This window comes from Methyloceanibacter sp. (assembly GCF_049590335.1).
Classification (GTDB): domain Bacteria; phylum Pseudomonadota; class Alphaproteobacteria; order Rhizobiales; family Methyloligellaceae; genus Methyloceanibacter.
In genome coordinates this window covers 1-16,518 of sequence record NZ_JBAWCQ010000126.1, presented here as the reverse complement: position 1 = coordinate 16,518, position 16,518 = coordinate 1, and the positions used below count along the sequence as shown (strand labels likewise).

Here is a 16,518-nt window from a genome sequence, read left to right as displayed (position 1 = left end):
GACCTTCGTATGAACATTCTCGCGCTCGATACGAGCATGGGGGTCTGCTCGGCCGCCATGCTGAGGACCGCCGCTTCGGGGCACAACAAGCGGGTTCTGCGCGAGGCCGAGATGATGCGCGGCCACGCAGAAGCGCTGATGCCCATGGTGGAAGCGGTGCTGACCGAGGCGGATCTTTCCCCGCGCGATCTCGATATGATTGCCTCGACCCAAGGCCCCGGCAGTTTCACGGGCGTGCGGATCGCGATCGCCGCCGCGCGCGGCTTGGCCCTGACGAGCCGGGCGGCTCTGTTCGGAACCGACAGTCTCACGGTTATGGCGCGGCGGGCTCTTCGCGAAGGCCTCGCCCCTGGCGGACCGTTTGCCGTTGCCGTCGATGCGCGGCGCGACATGGTCTATCTCGGACTCTTTGGCCTCGATGGTACACGGCTGGACGGGCCCATGCTGTGTACACCCACCGAAGCCGTGGCGCGCCTGCCTAGGGACCTTGCCCTCGCAGCGGGCAACGGCGCGGGCCTTCTTGCAGAAGCCGCCGCCGGGCAGGACCGCGCCATCGACGGTGCGCTTCCCGACCTGCAACCAGGGGCCATGGCGCTCGCCGCGCTGGCCGCCGAGAGCCCTGACCGGACGGAGATCCTGCGACCGCTTTACTTGCGCCCCCCGGACGCGAAGCCCCAAAATACGGCCCTGGAACGCCGCCGATGACGGACGGTGGACGCGGCGGCAACATGCTGATTCGATCCGTGGCGCCAGCCGAGGCCGCGCTTCTGGCCGCGCTCCATGCGGCCTGTTTCGAAACGGACCAATTACCCAGGCAGAGTAATGCATGGGACGAGGCTGCGATGACGCTGTTCGTCGCCGGCCCTTCGACCCTCTGCCTCCTGGCGTGCTTGGCTACGCCGGAGCCCCGCCCGGCCGGGTTTTTGATTGCACGCGGGGCCGTGGACGAAGCCGAACTGCTGACCGTCGGCGTGCTTGGCGAATACCGGGAACGCGGTGTCGGCCAGGCTCTGCTGCAACACGCCGCCTGGACGTTGCGTGCGAGCGGTATCCTACGGCTATTCCTGGAAGTGGACGAAACCAATGCCCCTGCGCTGGCGCTCTATCGGAGTGTGGGGGCCGAGCCTGCGGGCCATCGGCCCGGTTACTACGAAAATGGCGCGAACGCAGCGGTTTTGCGCCTCGAACTTGAGTCTTGATTTTCGGTCGGAGTCTTCAGTCTTGCCGCTATCTTCAGTCTTGCCCTTTGAGACCCGCGCCCCGATGATGCAAGACGTCGCCAACAAACCGAGCTGAGCAAGCGCCGATCATGGGTCAAGCGCCAACCAAGTCGCGCCCGACGAGAGCCATGTCCAAACAAACCAAGCCGGAAAGCAGGTTGGAGCGCCTCTGCGCCGAACGCGGCCTCCGGATGACAGGACAGCGGCGGATCATCGCGCAAGTCCTTTCCGAAGCGAACGATCACCCCAATGTGGAGGAAGTCTATCGGCGCGTTGCCAAGCGCGATCCGCACATCTCGTTGTCGACCGTCTATCGCACGGTCCGGCTCCTGGAGGACGAAGGCATCGTGGAGCGCCACGATTTCGGCGACGGGCGGGCACGCTACGAGCCCGGCGACCATGACCATCACGATCATCTCATCGACGTCACCACCGGCGACGTCATCGAATTCACCAACGAGGAAATCGAACGTCTTCAAGAGCGCGTGGCCGCCGAACTGGGATTCCAGCTGATCAGCCATAGGCTTGAACTCTTTGGAATGCCGCTCCACCCCGAGAAAAAGCAATCCGGAAAATAGCCGCGAATCTCGCGGGCCCACCTCCGGCGTTTGACTTCCGGCGGGCGCCGGGACAACGTAACGAAGGGTTACCTCGGACGAAGGGGTGCGTGATGAGTGCGCGCGTTTGTCTTGCAGCAGCATCGATGCTGCTGACCACGATCGCCTTTGCGGGGCACGCTGTTGCGCTGGATACCGAGGCCGCGACGGCGCCGCAAGCGGCGGTACCAAAGGCGAAGACCGCCGAACCAGCGGCGCTGCCCGCAACTGCCGCGACGACGGCTGCACCCACGACAACGGCGCCCCCCTTCGGAACGGCCGCGCCGGCCGCAACAAATATCAAAGTAGCCTCCCCGTCCGAAGTCGACGTCTATCTTGTCTAAACCGGCAAACGCGAAGTCTGCGACACGTTCTCCTTTGGCGGCGGCGATTTCCGGACGGAACGCCAGACCGAGCCGCTACGGGTTAGAGCCGAAAACCCGGCTTTGCGCGGGATCTGCATCACGCGCTACGGGAACCGCACCTGCTATTAGACGCTTGTGCCATCAAACGCGCCCTGACACCTGCTCGATTTGCTCCTGATCGATGAAAAACGCACGCGCATTCCTGGTGCTGGCAACCTTCTTTGCTTTCACCGTGCCCTTGATGCCCTTGCAGCATCTGTTCGTGAGAACGGGGTCGCGTTTTGCCCGCTCCTTTCCCCATTGGTATCACCGCCAGGTCTGCAAGATTGTCGGCGTGCGCCTTTGCGTAGACGGCGAGCTGGCCCGCCAGAACGGTGTCTTGGTGGTTTCCAATCATGTCTCCTGGCTCGATATAACCGTTCTGTCCGCCGTGGCGCCGGTGTCGTTCGTCGCCAAGAATGAGGTCTCGACCTGGCCCTTCGTGAAATGGCTGGCCAAACTTCAGCGTTCGGTATTCGTGGATCGCGAGCGGCGCACCCAAACGAGTACGAAGGTGACTGAAATTCTCGACCGACTTGAAGCGGGCGACCACGTGGTGATTTTTGCCGAAGGCACGTCCAGCGACGGAAACGGGGTGCTGCCCTTCCGCACCGCGCTGTTCGCGGCGGTGAAACCGCCTAGCGGCGCTCCGTCCGCCGGCGATAACGCAGACTCGGACGTTGCGGTCCAGACCTTGGCGCTCACCTACACCAGGGCGTACGGGTTGCCGCTCGGAAGGCGCGGGCGCCCGCAAGTTGCCTGGTATGGCGATATGGATTTGGCCAGCCACGCCTGGCGGCTTCTGGGGCTAGGGCCCCTTGAAGCCAACATTCGAATCGGGCCGCCCGTGCCACTGGACGACTTTGCCGATCGCAAAGCCCTTGCACGCTATACGGAAGACAAGATCCGCAGCGACGTGGTCGAGCTTTTGCGCGGACGGCCCGCCGAATAAGACGGCGCTAAATCGCGCGACGCAGCCTGATCGTGTCCATGACGGACGCCGGCGCGAACGTTCCGTTCGGCAGCTGCCGGATGAACCCTGCTTTGACGACATTCATGAGGGTCATGTGCACGGTGCGGTCTGGGTTGTCGCCTTCGGCGAAATACCCCTCCTGTATAGCAACACCGCACAGATCGTCGAGGTTCATGTTGCCGACCTCGCCAAGCTTGCGTATCAGGAAATCAGCCAACGGCTGACTCTGTGTCGGAGCGGAACCACGCTCGCGTTGAACGGACTCGAAGCGTCCGTTCGCGGCCTGACGACGCTGCGGCTCCTGGCGTGGCGCTTCTTCGCGCTGAGGCTCCTGACGTGGTGCCTCTTGGCGCGGCTCGGGCGCCCGCGCGGCGGGACGACCATAGGACTGGGCCTCTGCCGGACGCCTGTCGGCCGCCGGCTGCTCCTCGGCAATCGGCCGACGCGAACGGGCTTCGGCCGCTACCGAGCGCCGATAGTCCTCGTCTGCGCGGGGCGCAGGAGGAGGCGCGTATTGCGGCTCGGATTCGGCGACAGCCGGCTCGTCATAAGGCTCTTCCTCGGGTAGAACCTCAGGTTCCTCCTCCGGATAGTCCGGCTCCTCATAGGTCTCAGGCGCGGCGGCGGCCGGGGCGTGCTGCTCGGGAGCCGCCTGACGGCGCTCTTCCTCGACGTCCGGCGCGCTCATAATGCGCCGGTACTCGCGTTCCATCAGCATGCTAACGGCTTCAAGCTCGGCCTGAAGATCGTGGATCTTCAACTCGTGCTCGCGCGTAAACAGCTCCATCCGCTTTTCGAATTGCGCTTGCGCCGCATTAAGCTGCTCCTCTAGGAAGCCGGCGCGGTCTTGTAGGTCCCCGCGAATATCACGCATCAATTACCCCCAGAAATAACTGAACCTCGATACAGCCGAAATTCCGGGTTGGGGGTTCCCGCAGGGTTACAAAAGACCCTGCCGCCCGCCACCCGGTACGTTACGCAGAACTCAACGATAGACCGCCGAACTCAGCCGCAGCATCGGCGCCAATATCCATCATTTTATCGCTAACAGCCTACAGAGTCTCGTGCTTCGAGACTCAGGCAGTTTCGCACAGCAAAGTAAAGTTGCATTAAAGTTAATACAGCGCTCACTGAGCAGCGGATCAAGACAAACCCAAGACGCGGGTGGAACAAGCAGCACTGACTCGCCCGAAAAAGGCGTCATTAGCTTGTCAAATTTGGGGATTCTTGGCCGGAAGCGGCGGTTTTTCATCCGCGGGCCGTGCGCTTGGTGTCGACATCTCTGGCAAAAACGCCGCGAGCAAACCGATCGCGGGAAGAAACGCGCAGACATTATAGACAAACGTAATGCTCGTCTCGTCGGCCAGCCTTCCGAGGAGCGCCGCACCAATGCCGGCAATCCCGAACGCCAGTCCGAAAAACAAACCGGCGATCATCCCCACCCGGCCGGGCAACAGGCTTTGCGCATACACGATTATGGCGGGATGGGCGGACGCGAGGATCAAGCCGATTATCACGCTTAGGATGGCGGTGGCGACGAGCCCTACATGGGGGAGCGCCAGGGTGAAGGGCAGTACGCCGAGGATCGACCACCAGATCACACGGCGCCGTCCGATGCGGTCGCCGATCGGCCCGCCGATCACCGTGCCTGCCGCCACCGCTCCCAGAAACAGAAACAGATAGAGCTGCGCCGTCTGTAACGACAGATCGAATGTGTGGACCAGATAGAAGATGTAGAAGCTCGCGATCGACGCCAGATAGAAGTGCTTCGAGAAAGTAAGCGTCACCAGAATGATCACCGCCTTGGCCACCTTGCGCCGTCCCAGCGCGGCGATCGCCGCGGACTCTTCGGCACTGGAGATCGGCCGAAGCTTCAGAGCCTTGCCGTACCAAGCGCCCACACCAGCAAGCATCCCCATGCCCAACAGGGCAACCAGCGAGAACCACGCGAGGGAGCGTTGCCCGTAGGGCAGCACGATAAAAGCCGCTAACAGGGGCCCCAGCGCCGTGCCGAAATTGCCGCCGACCTGGAACACCGCCTGGGCGGTGCCGTGCCGACCACCGGAAGCCAGTCGGGCCACGCGCGAGGACTCGGGGTGGAAGACGGACGACCCCATGCCAATTAGCGCGGCCGCGAGGAGCACAGTTGTATAGGTCGTCGAAAACGCGATCAGAAGCAGGCCGGCCAGGGACGAGCCCATGCCTGCGACCAGCGAATAGGGCGTTGGAAAGCGGTCGGTGATGTAGCCGACAAACGGCTGCAGCACGGAGGCCGTCGCCTGGAAGGTGAAGGTAATGAAGCCGATCTGCGCGAAGTCGAGCGCAAGGGACGTCTTCAGCATCGGATAGATCGCAAGGATCAACGACTGAATGACATCGTTCAGCATGTGGCAGACGCTGATCGCCGCCAGCACGGTCACCGCCGTTTTCTGCGCCGGCCCATTCGCTGGGGCCGGCGGCTGGGGCGCTTTGCCTGTCTCCGTCGCCATCTGAAACATCCCGATTCAAATTTCGCTGCAGGATTGAGCCAAATCCGGTCTCAAGGGCAAGCGAAGATTCGTAAGAGGCGCGCAAGGCGCCGCCGGGGAGATCTTCCCGGACGTTTCTGGGATCATCACCAGTGCATTTCTGCCCCGCGGCCACCGTCCTTCCGTTGGCGGGCACGACGATCTCTGCAACGACGGCGGCGGAGCCTAGATCAGCAACGTTCAATTTGTGTGACAGTGGCCGCGAACCAAAGGCTGGCCCTATCGGAAGAACCGCGGCTCACGCAACCGGAGGACGGTGGTTTGTGTGTTGGTCGTCTAAGCCGCCCATTGGCGGATTTCCGTGTAGTCCGGATAGTACCGTTCAGCCATGCGACCCACATATGCTTTGATGTTGTCGTGACGCTCGACCGCCGTTCGCAGCGGCGTCTCGAAAATGGGGCACAGCGCGCCGACCAGAAAGGCAAAGGCCGTGGCATCCAGCGCGCTCGGCTCGTAGCGCATCATAAAGGCCTTGTGGCCGAGAAAGTCCGCCGCCGCATCGAGCGACCGCGTTCCGAGGGCAACGATTTCCGCATCGGAATGGCGCCCGATGCCGTGCCCCATGATCTGCGCCTTAAGCTGGCGGCGCGCGATGCGTGGCACGATGAGGCGCATGGGCATCGGCATGCGGTCGAAATAGACGCGCGGACCGCGGTTGAAGTTCGTGTCGTCCACCCAGCGCGCATGGAGGAACGTCCAATATATATGGTCCTCGAACATCCGCTCGAAGGCCCAAGCCGTCGCGCGCTGTTCCGCGTCCAGCCCCCGGTTGAAATCAATCCCGTATTTCTGCTCAATATGCCGGCGGATGAAGGCCGAGTCCGCAACGACATCCCCGTCGTCGTCGATATAGGGGAGCTTGCCCTTCGGCGCCTTGCTGAACCCGTTTGAGTCAGTGCGATAGTCTAGCCCGGCGAGCTTGAGAAGCATTTCGGCTTTCGTCACGAAGGGACTCATATCGGGCAGCCCGAAGGCCGGGCCGAACGTGTAAAGGGTTATCATAGGGTCCTCTCCCTGCTCTGTGGCTCTCGACGGGCGCGATAGTCGGGCCTGGCGGTGACAGCATCGTGGCGCTCCGGCGCGTCGAAGTCCCCGAGGACTAGCGCACCCACCGCGTTGTGTGACCTCATTGCGCCCTCATCCCGGCTCGCGTACCAGGGCCGTCATGCCAAAAATCGACATGCCCGATTGGTCCCACAAACCCGGCGGACCCAACCCGCTTTCCGGAAAGGACAACGGTCCGTATGCCGAAATCGTCCTCGGCGATCTGGCGGGGCTCGATCAATTCGGCGTCCGCTTGGAACGGTTGCCCCTCGGATCCCGATACTCGGTCCGGCATTGGCACGAGCGGGAAGAAGAGTTCGTCTACGTGGTTGCCGGAGAGCCCGTACTGGTCGAGGAGCAGGAGGTCATCCTGTGCGGGCGATGCCGCGGGCTGGCAAGCGGGTGCGCCGCATGCGCACTGCCTTGAAAACCGCTCGTCCCGAAGCGCGACGGTCCTCATCGTCGGAACCCGAGCACCTGAGGAAACCGTCCACTATCTGGACCAAGATGCGGTTTTGCGCCGCGATGTATCGGGCGCCCGGCTCACCAAAGAGGACGGTTCGCCCTTCGCCCGGAAGGTCTAAGGCTTGACGCGACCGGTAACGAAACCCTTCTAGGCGACAGGGATGCCGCCGGCGAGGTCCATCGCGAAGGGGAACACAACCGTGAACATGACGCACAGGAAGACAACCGCCGCAGCCGCGAAGTTGAGGGGATTGATAAGTCCTGTATCCATGGGATTCCGCCAATCATCTCGCCTTCCTGAAACTGCGCCCAGCTTAGTTCGGTCCGAAGAAACGCATGGAACTGCCGCGCGAGGGGGCGGCCTGGCCGAACTGCAGGGGCTCTGCGCCACTACAGCAGGTTCCGGACCTTCAGAAAGCGCAGGATGCCATCGACAACCACTTCGAGCGGCGGGTCGGCGCGCGCCACGAGCACCCGGTCGCGGGCGAGTTGGTAGTTGCTGCTTTCGTAGCGCTTGAACTCCATGCGGGAGATGTTGTCCACGGAGCCGACGAGGAAGTCGAGCAGCGGGTAGAGCGGATCGGCCCGCGTGCACCGCCGGATGACCTGCGGCACGAAGCTCGTCAGATCGTACATCTCGAAGCACGTGCCCAGACGCTGCGCGATGATGTCGGTGATCATCGGCATCGTCTCATGCGCGTCACGTACGACATGGAAGGTCTGACCCAGGGTCTCCTCCTGGCACGCGATCGCGATCATGTTGTCCGCGGAGACGTCCGCGGGCATGAAACTCACCTGGTTGCCCGCCCGCACGCCAAGCCCATGCTTGACGATGAAGCTGAGCAACCGCAGCGCGATATCGAGGTTGCCGCCATTGCCGTTGAGTGCAGGCGTGACCAGCGAGGGCCGGAACACCCGGGCGCGCAAGCCCTGCTGCATGGCCTGGAACACTTTCTGTTCGGCCGCCCATTTCGTTTGGCTGTAGCCGAAATCGAGACGGTCCATGCCGTCATTGTTGTCGCTCTCGTAAAGGAAGTCCTTGACTGCCCAACCGAAGATGAACGTGGTCGAGATGTAGTTCAGCACCTTGTCGCGGCCGGTGAAGCAGAGATCGAGCACTTCGGAGGTGCCCTGCACGTTGGCGGCCCGCATGTGATCGTAGGTCAGCAGGTAATTCACCAGCGCGCCGTTGTGATACACGGTCTCCACCCCATCGGCGAGCCGTCGCCAGGTCGCGTCGTCCAAACCAAGGCGCGGCGCCTCCAGGTCCCCGAGGATCACATGGACCCGGGCCTCGTAGGCCTTGCGGCTTTCAGGGTCAACGATGTTTTCCAGAAACGCCTTGTCCAGGCGCTCCCGGGCTTGCTGAGTGTTCCGGGCACGTACCAGCACGTGAAGATCCTCGTCCGACTGCTTGATCAGGGCATCGATCAGGAACGGGCCGAGAAAGCCGGTCCCACCGGTAATCAGCGTGCCGATTTTCTGACTTTGCGGCGCGCACACGCGGCGGTCGACGGCCTTGTAGCTGCGATCGGCGAGCATCTTCTCCTTTTCGGCGGCAACACGCGCCTCATAGGCGTGGGTGAAGAACTCCGCCATGGCCCGCGTGGCAGCCGCCGGCGCGGTCACGAATTGGCGCACAAGCCCGAACAGGTCGCGGATGGAGATCGACGACAGAAGTCGTGGATTGACCCGCTCGGCCAGCTCCGGCGCGTTGCGGTCTGTGAGCGAATCCTTGAGCCAGTTCAGGAACACGACCAGGTCGAGCGAGTCGATCCCCGCATCGAACAGCGTGTAGTCTTCTTCGCCCGTGATGCCGTAACGATCCTTCAGCAGCTCTAGTTCATAGACGTCGGACTTGCCGTCGGCGCGAACCGCCACCATGGAGTGGCGCGTATCGGCCAATATTGGCAGTTGTCCAGTTTCCAACAGTTCGCGCGTACGGGCACGGCGCACTTTACCCGAACTCGTGCGGGCCACCGAACGCGGCGGCACGAACACGACACGCGCCACGGGAACCTGCAGCCCTTCGCGGATCACCCGTACAATCTCGATCTCGTCGGGAATGCCGTTGCCGCGCGCGACCTCGGCCACGAGCGTGATGTCCATTTCGGCCCCGTCGCCCGAGGAGAACGCCACGACCCCGTTCCGACGCAGTTCCGGGTAGACCTGCAGCGCGAGCGCCTCGATATCCTCCGGGTAGATATTCTGTCCCCGGATGATGATCATGTCCTTGAGACGCCCGCAGACGAAGACTTCGCCGTTATGCATGAAGCCGATATCGCCGGTCCGCAAAAACGGCCCTTGCATATCGGGCGCATCGACGAGGCGTGCGTCGAAGGTCTTCTGGTTTGCCTCGGGCTTCTGCCAATAACCCATTGCGCGCCCTGCGCCCGCGCACCAAATCTCGCCCGTGCGACCGGCCGGCACTTTGATCCCGGTGCCGGGATCGACGATGCGAATGTCCGTATCGCCGAGCGCGCGACCGCAACTCATGAGCGGCAGGGCGTGGCTCACGCCGGTCGTCTCAGTAACAAGCGAAGCCTCGCCTTGCGCGAGACGGCGACGATCCACGGAGACGGCACGGCGCCCGTGGCTCGAGACGGCAAGCGTGAACTCCGCCAGCCCATAGGCCACGAAGAAGGCCTCGTCCTTAAGACCGCAGTGGGCGAACTTCCGGCGGAATGCCTCGAACGTCTCCTGAGAGACTGGCTCGGCCGCGACCATCAACGTGCGTAGCGTCGACAGATCGTAGTCGTCGAGCTTGGCCACGGGAACGCGGCGCTCGTTGAGACACAGCTCGAGCGCGAAGTTGGGAACGGAGGTCGCGGTGGCCTTATAATGGGTCAGCAGCTCCAGCCAGATCGACGGGTTCTGCATGAAGGAGCGCGGCGAAAGCCCCCAAGTCGTGCTTCCCGAGAGAACCGCATAAATGTAGTTGCCGATCAGCCCCATGTCGTGATGCTGGGGCAGCCACGTCACGGCAACCTCGCCCTGCTGCGGGACGGCCGCACGGCAGTTCGCGGTCAGGTTCTGATGCGAGACGCAGACGCCTTTGGGATTGCTGGTCGAACCCGACGTGTATTGCAGTAAGGCGATCGGGTGGGGTCTCTCTTGCGCCGTTGCTTGCGGATCGGTCTCAATGGACGTGGTCTCGATCACCGGAAGGTCATCGATCCGGTTCGCCGCCTCGCGCGGTGCCGCGTCAGTGTAGCGCTGGGCGCCTTCGGCGAACAATTCGCGCGTCCGCCCGCAGGCGAGCCATGCCGCCGCGCCGCTATCCTTGACTATGTGGTTGATCCGCCCGACCCAAGCCACGAAGTCGAACGCGCCGAGGGGCGGTGTCGGAATGGGGATAAGCCCCACCTTCGAACAGGCAAAGAGGGCCGCAACCAATTCGAGACCGGGCTGATAGGCCAGAACGACCCGCTCACCCGGCGGCAGACCATCCGTCCGGGCTAGCACCGCCGCGAGCGTGTCGACGCGCGTCGCGAAGTCCGCATAGCTATAGTCCTCAAGGGTCCCTCCCCGGGAGTCGACAAAGGCAAACAGCCGACGCGCCGGCTGGCGCTCGACCCAATCTCTCAAGATGGAGTTGATATTGACGGTCGGGGCGATATTGATGTTCACGGTCTTTGCTATTCGTGCGCCGGAAGAACGGGAACACACCCTTCAAGATTGGGCGCCCCGGACCCCATGCACGGTGCGCTTCGAAGCAAGGACCCACCGGTGCCGGTGGATTCTCGCCAACGACCTCCCTCAAGCGGCTGGCTGCCGCTCATCCGACGCCGGTCGGTCACAACGCCCGCTCAAGTCGCGCCCCTTATGAGAGACGCCTCGAGACGGTATGCGGGATCATCGCACCGCCCACGGCGCGCCGATACCGGCTAAGGCGAGACGGTCCTTGAAGGCCAATATTCAGGAGCGTCCCTCGGCAAATAGGCGACAGGTGCTCTTTTTGCAAGCAAAACCGGCCCCCCCTGAACGCCCGCCCCGTGCTAGGTTTCGCGAGTAATTCATGGCCTTCGGCGATTTCTCTTGCGTCCATCACTTTTACGAAAATTGATCCTTATCAGTCAGGCCGTGATCAATTTGAAAGGGACCGTCGACTTCTTCGTCGAGAAGACCTTCAACTACCCGACCCTTGCCGAACCTATAAGGTGGCCGGGCTCTATGCGTGGTAACGCATGAGCCAAACCTAACCCCTTTAGATTGGCGAGGGCACGAGGCATGGAGCGGGTTGACGGAATTGGTGGCTTTTTCTTCCGAGCTGAAGATCCGGTGGCGCCAGCGCGCGGGTACGATACCCATCTCGGCATCAACCTCGCGCCCACGGGTCCGGACACGCCGGCTTGGGTCGCGAAGGAAGGCGTCACAATGTTTGCGCCTTTCGCGCAAGACAGCGACTATTTCTCGCCCGATCGTTCCTTCATGTTGAATTTCAGAGTCCGGGATCTCGACGCCATGCTCGCGCAGCTTCGCGAGGCGGGCATCGCGGTCAGCCACGAGCAGACCATGGAGGGGCTTGGGAGGTTCGCGCGCATCCATGACGCCGAGGGAAACCCGATCGAGCTCTGGGAGCCCTGCTAGCGCGCGTTACGCCAGCCCGGGCATCAAACCCTTGAGCCCAATGGCCAGCATGGTGATCGCGATCGTGGCGAGGATCATCCCCATCAGCCGTGTCACCACCGCAATGCCGGCGACCCCGAGCCGGTCGGCGATAGGTTTGCCGAGGCTGAAAAGTATGCCGACCGCGATGGACATGACCAGAATCACGCCGGAGATTTCGGCCTTGGCCAGAACGTGCTGGTGCTGTACGGCCACAAGAACCGTGGCGATGTTGCCAGGTCCTGCCACAATGGGGATTACGAGCGGAACGGTCCCAAAGGTGGGCCGGGACTTTGCGTCTTCGCGATCGGGCTCCGTATGACGGTGCTCTTCGTTGTTGGCTAGCATGCTGAGCCCTATGAGCAGAACGATGATGCCGCCGGCAGCGCGCAGTGCATCCACGGTGATGCCGAAAAATTCGAGCACATAGTCGCCGCCCCATGTCGCAATCAACAGCGTAACCACGCAGGCGACCGCACAGGTCCAGGCGGCGTAGCGCGCGTCATCGCCGGAGCGCCCTTGGGTGAGGCTGGCGAAAATACCGATATTGCCGACCGGATTCACGATCGCGAACAGTCCCGCGACAAACGTAAAAAGCGCGCCTTCAGTCAGCATGATATTCTATCGCCATCGCCGCACACGCGAATGACTTTGCCCCCGGTTAGTATATCCAGCGCGGAGGCGTACTGCACCGCATGTCCGGCGCCCAGCTCCGCGCGCCTATTCCTTGTCGGTTAACCCGCCATCCAGGGTCAGCGCAGAACCCGTGCAGAACCGGGCCTCGTCCGATGGCAGGTACAGGACGGCGGCCACCATCTCCTCGGGACGTCCAAGTCTTCCAATTGGAATTTGAGCGGCACCCTCTTCGGGCGTGACATTGTTCTCCTTGAGCCAGACGAGATACATGTCGTCTGAGATGTCCATGCCGCAAATCCGATGGCGTTGGTCGAGATGTTCTCCTTGGCAACCTGGAGTGCAGCGGACCGGGTCAGTCCAATCAAGCCGCCCTTCGTGGCCGTGTAGAGCCCGACATCGGGCGCGCCCGTCCGGTGGCCAGCGATCGAGGCCTGATTGACGATGGCGACGCCGCCGGATTTCCGCATCGCGCTCACCTCGTATTTCATGCAGAGAAATGCGCCGCGCAGATTGAGCGCGTATATCCTGTCGAAAGTTTCGGCTGTGGCGTCGACAAAGGCCTTGATGCCTTCTTCCTTTGAGACATCGGCGTGCATATGAAACCCTTCCGCGCCCTCAGCCTCCACAACGGCCAGCGTCTCTTTGCCGCCAGCGTCATAGAGGTCGCATCCGGCGACCCTGGCGCCTTGCTCAGCAGAGAAGCTAAGCCATGGCGCGACAAACATTCCGCAACAAACATTCAATGACGTTCCGTTGATTAGCCGCGCTGCGACCTGCATTGCGGTCTTAAAACATGACGATGGTCGCAGAATACAGCCGCGCGTGGCTTCTGGCCTTTCGGCATAAGACCTGCGTATGCTGAGTATCGCTCAAAAACACAATAATTTAGGAGAGCAACATGGGACGGAAAACGATCAAGCGTGCAATTTCCGAAGACTTCGAAATCATGGACGATGGCGTGAAGGTCGGCACGGTCCGCATCAGACCGACCGGCATTCTGTGGAAGGGAAAAGGTCAGCGTGGCTGGTTTGGACTCACCCTGGATGGATTTGCCAAGCTGGCCGAAGAGCAGGGCAAAGTTCACAAGAACTAGCGGTTCGCCCAAACCAACTTGGCAGGCGCCGTGACACATCGCGCTCATCGGCTTCGTTCGCTCCAAACCTTGAGAACGCTTGACAATCGACCGCAAGTAGCCCACTTGAAAGATACCGCTGCGCTGCCGCGTGAGTAAGCAGCGCCCGAAATGCCGGGCACAACAGCACAAACTCCTCTTTTCAGTTCCCCATCACGCATGGTTCTCCATGCAAAGCCGCGATAGGGCACGATGCCCGCTTGCGCCGAGGCTTTGCAGCACCCTCGTACGTCGCGCTTCCCGCGCGATCACGCAACACGTCCGCGCGGGCGTTGGGGCTCCTGGCGCGGCTAAATAAGGATTCGAATTGTTAGACTTTGATATGCTCGGCCTTGCGCCGGCTTTGAACGAGGCGCTCTCCCGCGCCGGATTTACCAAACCCACACCCATTCAGAACCAGGCGATCCCGCTTGCACTGGAAGGCAACGACATTCTCGGCCTCGCTCAGACGGGCACGGGCAAGACGCTTGCGTTCGGCCTGCCGCTGATCGAGCACCTGCTGGCCGCGCCGGGCAGACCTGCGCCGAAGACCGCCAAGGCGCTCATTCTGGCGCCGACACGCGAGCTTGTGAATCAGATCGCCGAGAGCCTGCGTGTCCTGACCGGCAAAACGAAGCTTCATGTTGCGACCGTGGTCGGCGGACAATCCATCGGCGCACAGATCAAAACCTTGAGCCGGGGAACCGACATTCTCGTCGCGACGCCCGGCCGTTTGATCGACCTCATGGATCGCCGCGCAGTCGATCTTCGCACCGTGAAGCACCTGGTGCTGGACGAGGCCGACCAGATGTTGGATCTCGGCTTCATCCATGCGCTCCGGAAAATCGCGCCCCGGCTGGGTACGCCCCGGCAGACGATGCTGTTTTCGGCGACGATGCCCAAGCAGATGGAAGAGCTGAGCCGGTCCTACCTCACCGACCCCAAGCGCGTGCAGGTCGCACCGCCCGGCAAGGTCGCCGACAAAATCACCCAGTCGGTGCATTTTCTCGAGAAGTCGGAGAAGCCCGCCAAGCTGCGCGGTATTTTGTCCAGCGATCTCGACGCAACAACGCTAGTTTTCGCGCGCACCAAGCATGGCGCCGAAAAGCTGTCTAAAAGCCTGATCGCCGACGGCTACAACGCCGCGTCGATCCACGGCAACAAGACGCAAGGCCAGCGCGACCGTGCCATTAAGGCGTTCCGCGATGGACGCGTGACCGTTCTCGTGGCGACCGACGTCGCCTCACGTGGCATTGACGTCAAGGGCGTGACCTACGTGATCAACTACGACCTGCCCGAGGTGCCTGACAGCTATGTCCACCGTATCGGCAGGACCGCGCGCGCGGGCCGCGAAGGCGAGGCAATCGCCTTCTGTTCACCGGAGGAAGCCGGGCTCTTGCGTCAGATCCAGCGGCTCATGAGGTTCGACATCCCCGTCGCAAGCGGAACGTTCCCGACCGGAGGCCGCGAAGGCAGGCCGGTCCGACGCCCGAATCAGCACAAGCGCGGCGGCCAGAAACATGGGTTTGGTGCAGCCAACGCTAGGAGTGACAAACCGGCACGGAACAAGCGCGGCAGGCCGCCCCGCCGCCGCGCCGCTTAGCCTCCGGCAGGAAATTCCTGCCAGGCTCCCTCTGTCTCTTCGGCAAGATTTGCAAATCCTACCCGTAACAAATGATACCAAGCGAAGAGAGACGGGGTCATCGGCGAGCTGTACGGCGTGGCGGTGGTGCCCGGCGTGTTTCGCCCCATGTAGTTGGGTTTTGCGTCAGATGAAGTTCTGAACGTCGCAACCCATAATCCTCGCGAAGATAGCCTTACAGGCTAGGACCACGGGAGCCCGATCAACGAGTTCTGCTTCTACCACTGAGCAGATCTCTTCATACCAGCCCATGTTTTTGGCGGTGGGGGCAGTCATCTGCGAACCCGTCTCTGAAGGCCCATTCCCTGTTTAGCGGGAAAATACAGGCAAATCTGCGGATTCAGGCCCTGAAAACGACCGTCGGCGCGGCATTTCTGCATGTAGATCAATTAGGGTAGGGCACCTTTTCCCTAAACATCAAAACAGGGAATTTTCCTCGAGGAACAGGGAATTGTTCTGGGCCGATCAGGGAGCATCCCGGCTGGGAGTGAGCGTTTATGGTGCGATGCACAAATATTCTTGACTTTCATTGTGCGGTGCAGCATATTCCTTCCGATCAGGATAAAACCCTCGCTAATCCGTAGGAGAAACCCAAATGTTTGAACCGCTGCAAAAGACAACCGAGGAGCTCCAGAAGGCTGGTCAGGCCAACTATGACGCCGTTGCCCGCGCTCATGGCGAGGCATCCAAGAGCTTTCAGGCGATCGGCCAAGAATTGAAGGAGTACACGGAGAGCTCTTTCGAGAACGCGACCCGCGCTTGGGAACAGCTGCTTGAGGTGAAGTCACTCGAGCGCGCCTTCGAACTCCAGACCAACTACGCCAAGAAGGCCTATGAAGACTGGACGGCTGAGGTCTCGAAGATCAGTGAGATGTACCAGGCCGCTGCAAGCGATGCCTACAAGCCTTTCGAAAAGGCTCTGAAAACGCACGCTGCGTAAACAGCGCGTGACGAAGCACATCCAAAAGACCCGGGCGCCTAAGTCGCCCGGGTTTTTTCACGCCAATCGCCAATCACGCATCAGAGGCCGAAGAGTCTACATCGGACCGGATCACAAGCGGATCGATAGGAACGCGTTCCACTCGGCGCTCACGCAGCGTGACATTTTACATGCAGGCTAGATCACAGATAAGCTTTTTAGGGATGCGTCCAACGAGTGAAACTTGGTCGGTGTCAGCCAGGAACGCGACGGCGCGCCAGCCGTTTCATCGGTCGAGATAGCTGCCGGGGTAACGCCCGGCCATCCCCGCTCGGTTCCCACTTTGCATGAGAAGCTTTTTGCGAAGTGCGC

Annotated in this window: 17 protein-coding genes and 1 pseudogene; 10 read left to right on the top strand and 8 right to left on the bottom strand. The window is 61.8% G+C overall.

The window, feature by feature from the left end:
- The first annotated feature begins 9 nt into the window (after positions 1–9).
- From tsaB to WBQ77_RS10095, 5 genes are all read left to right on the top strand, one after another.
- A complete protein-coding gene (tsaB, locus tag WBQ77_RS10115; RefSeq protein WP_424060095.1) occupies positions 10–705 on the top strand; it encodes a tRNA (adenosine(37)-N6)-threonylcarbamoyltransferase complex dimerization subunit type 1 TsaB in 696 nt (231 codons plus the stop codon).
- Positions 702–1,199: a GNAT family N-acetyltransferase gene (locus WBQ77_RS10110; protein ID WP_424060093.1), complete on the top strand. Its 498-nt coding sequence runs from the start codon at positions 702–704 to the stop codon at positions 1,197–1,199. Before tsaB ends, WBQ77_RS10110 begins: the two co-directional genes overlap by 4 nt.
- 149 nt (positions 1,200–1,348) lie before the next feature.
- Positions 1,349–1,798: a Fur family transcriptional regulator gene (locus tag WBQ77_RS10105; protein ID WP_424060090.1), complete on the top strand. Its 450-nt coding sequence runs from the start codon at positions 1,349–1,351 to the stop codon at positions 1,796–1,798.
- Positions 1,799–1,890: 92 nt separating this feature from the next.
- Positions 1,891–2,160: a hypothetical protein gene (locus WBQ77_RS10100; RefSeq protein WP_424060088.1), complete on the top strand. Its 270-nt coding sequence runs from the start codon at positions 1,891–1,893 to the stop codon at positions 2,158–2,160.
- Between the two features lie 202 nt (positions 2,161–2,362).
- Positions 2,363–3,172, top strand: a complete 810-nt coding sequence (locus tag WBQ77_RS10095; protein ID WP_424044372.1) for a lysophospholipid acyltransferase family protein — start codon at positions 2,363–2,365, stop codon at positions 3,170–3,172.
- A gap of 7 nt (positions 3,173–3,179) precedes the next feature.
- Here the strand turns inward: WBQ77_RS10095 and WBQ77_RS10090 are convergent, their stop codons facing one another.
- The 3 genes from WBQ77_RS10090 to WBQ77_RS10080 form a co-directional block, all read right to left on the bottom strand.
- Positions 3,180–4,067, bottom strand: coding sequence for a hypothetical protein (locus tag WBQ77_RS10090; RefSeq protein ID WP_424044374.1), 888 nt, complete (start codon positions 4,065–4,067; stop codon positions 3,180–3,182).
- A 337-nt stretch (positions 4,068–4,404) separates the two neighbouring features.
- Positions 4,405–5,691: an MFS transporter gene (locus WBQ77_RS10085; protein ID WP_424041348.1), complete on the bottom strand. Its 1,287-nt coding sequence runs from the start codon at positions 5,689–5,691 to the stop codon at positions 4,405–4,407.
- Between the two features lie 306 nt (positions 5,692–5,997).
- Entirely contained in the window at positions 5,998–6,723 is a 726-nt protein-coding gene (locus WBQ77_RS10080) for a glutathione S-transferase family protein (protein ID WP_424041347.1), read from the bottom strand.
- Between the two features lie 163 nt (positions 6,724–6,886).
- On the opposite strand from WBQ77_RS10080, the gene WBQ77_RS10075 reads away from it, so the two are divergent.
- A complete protein-coding gene (locus tag WBQ77_RS10075) occupies positions 6,887–7,192 on the top strand; it encodes a hypothetical protein (protein WP_424060086.1) in 306 nt (101 codons plus the stop codon).
- 186 nt (positions 7,193–7,378) lie between these two features.
- On the opposite strand, the gene WBQ77_RS10070 is transcribed toward WBQ77_RS10075, so the two are convergent.
- Together WBQ77_RS10070 and WBQ77_RS10065 are read right to left on the bottom strand one after the other, a co-directional pair.
- Positions 7,379–7,501 (bottom strand): hypothetical protein, encoded by a 123-nt coding sequence (locus WBQ77_RS10070; protein WP_424041344.1) that lies wholly within the window; start codon positions 7,499–7,501, stop codon positions 7,379–7,381.
- 119 nt (positions 7,502–7,620) lie between these two features.
- Positions 7,621–10,860: an AMP-binding protein gene (locus WBQ77_RS10065; RefSeq protein WP_424060084.1), complete on the bottom strand. Its 3,240-nt coding sequence runs from the start codon at positions 10,858–10,860 to the stop codon at positions 7,621–7,623.
- 600 nt (positions 10,861–11,460) lie between these two features.
- Between WBQ77_RS10065 and WBQ77_RS10060 the strand changes: the two genes are divergently transcribed.
- Positions 11,461–11,820, top strand: coding sequence for a VOC family protein (locus WBQ77_RS10060; RefSeq protein ID WP_424044976.1), 360 nt, complete (start codon positions 11,461–11,463; stop codon positions 11,818–11,820).
- 6 nt (positions 11,821–11,826) lie between these two features.
- Here the strand turns inward: WBQ77_RS10060 and WBQ77_RS10055 are convergent, their stop codons facing one another.
- The 3 genes and pseudogenes from WBQ77_RS10055 to WBQ77_RS10045 all read right to left on the bottom strand — a co-directional run.
- Positions 11,827–12,453, bottom strand: a complete 627-nt coding sequence (locus tag WBQ77_RS10055; RefSeq protein WP_424044975.1) for a MarC family protein — start codon at positions 12,451–12,453, stop codon at positions 11,827–11,829.
- 105 nt (positions 12,454–12,558) lie between these two features.
- A complete protein-coding gene (locus WBQ77_RS10050; RefSeq protein WP_424044973.1) occupies positions 12,559–12,654 on the bottom strand; it encodes a hypothetical protein in 96 nt (31 codons plus the stop codon).
- Positions 12,655–12,779: 125 nt separating this feature from the next.
- Positions 12,780–13,199 (bottom strand): annotated as a pseudogene (locus WBQ77_RS10045) (SDR family NAD(P)-dependent oxidoreductase); the annotation flags it as partial.
- A 173-nt stretch (positions 13,200–13,372) separates the two neighbouring features.
- Between WBQ77_RS10045 and WBQ77_RS10040 the strand changes: the two are divergent.
- The 3 genes from WBQ77_RS10040 (at position 13,373) to WBQ77_RS10030 (ending at position 16,167) form a co-directional block, all read left to right on the top strand.
- Complete coding sequence (locus tag WBQ77_RS10040) at positions 13,373–13,567, top strand: hypothetical protein (RefSeq protein ID WP_424044972.1); 195 nt, start codon at positions 13,373–13,375, stop codon at positions 13,565–13,567.
- Between the two features lie 346 nt (positions 13,568–13,913).
- On the top strand, positions 13,914–15,188 hold the full coding sequence (locus WBQ77_RS10035) for a DEAD/DEAH box helicase (protein ID WP_424044971.1): 1,275 nt from the start codon (positions 13,914–13,916) through the stop codon (positions 15,186–15,188).
- Positions 15,189–15,822: 634 nt separating this feature from the next.
- Positions 15,823–16,167, top strand: a complete 345-nt coding sequence (locus tag WBQ77_RS10030) for a phasin family protein (RefSeq protein ID WP_424044967.1) — start codon at positions 15,823–15,825, stop codon at positions 16,165–16,167.
- Positions 16,168–16,518 lie beyond the last annotated feature (351 nt).

Bases quoted from the DNA above. Each gene is read 5' to 3' on its own strand.
- WBQ77_RS10100 (WP_424060088.1), top strand. From the start codon at position 1,891: ATGAGTGCGCGCGTTTGTCTTGCAGCAGCATCGATGCTGCTGACCACG.
- WBQ77_RS10085 (WP_424041348.1), bottom strand. From the start codon at position 5,691: ATGTTTCAGATGGCGACGGAGACAGGCAAAGCGCCCCAGCCGCCGGCC.
- WBQ77_RS10060 (WP_424044976.1), top strand. From the start codon at position 11,461: ATGGAGCGGGTTGACGGAATTGGTGGCTTTTTCTTCCGAGCTGAAGAT.
- WBQ77_RS10105 (WP_424060090.1), top strand. From the start codon at position 1,349: ATGTCCAAACAAACCAAGCCGGAAAGCAGGTTGGAGCGCCTCTGCGCC.
- WBQ77_RS10030 (WP_424044967.1), top strand. From the start codon at position 15,823: ATGTTTGAACCGCTGCAAAAGACAACCGAGGAGCTCCAGAAGGCTGGT.
- WBQ77_RS10080 (WP_424041347.1), bottom strand. From the start codon at position 6,723: ATGATAACCCTTTACACGTTCGGCCCGGCCTTCGGGCTGCCCGATATG.
- WBQ77_RS10070 (WP_424041344.1), bottom strand. From the start codon at position 7,501: ATGGATACAGGACTTATCAATCCCCTCAACTTCGCGGCTGCGGCGGTT.
- WBQ77_RS10055 (WP_424044975.1), bottom strand. From the start codon at position 12,453: ATGCTGACTGAAGGCGCGCTTTTTACGTTTGTCGCGGGACTGTTCGCG.
- WBQ77_RS10090 (WP_424044374.1), bottom strand. From the start codon at position 4,067: ATGCGTGATATTCGCGGGGACCTACAAGACCGCGCCGGCTTCCTAGAG.
- WBQ77_RS10095 (WP_424044372.1), top strand. From the start codon at position 2,363: ATGAAAAACGCACGCGCATTCCTGGTGCTGGCAACCTTCTTTGCTTTC.
- WBQ77_RS10075 (WP_424060086.1), top strand. From the start codon at position 6,887: ATGCCAAAAATCGACATGCCCGATTGGTCCCACAAACCCGGCGGACCC.
- tsaB (WP_424060095.1), top strand. From the start codon at position 10: ATGAACATTCTCGCGCTCGATACGAGCATGGGGGTCTGCTCGGCCGCC.
- WBQ77_RS10040 (WP_424044972.1), top strand. From the start codon at position 13,373: ATGGGACGGAAAACGATCAAGCGTGCAATTTCCGAAGACTTCGAAATC.
- WBQ77_RS10110 (WP_424060093.1), top strand. From the start codon at position 702: ATGACGGACGGTGGACGCGGCGGCAACATGCTGATTCGATCCGTGGCG.
- WBQ77_RS10050 (WP_424044973.1), bottom strand. From the start codon at position 12,654: ATGGTGGCCGCCGTCCTGTACCTGCCATCGGACGAGGCCCGGTTCTGC.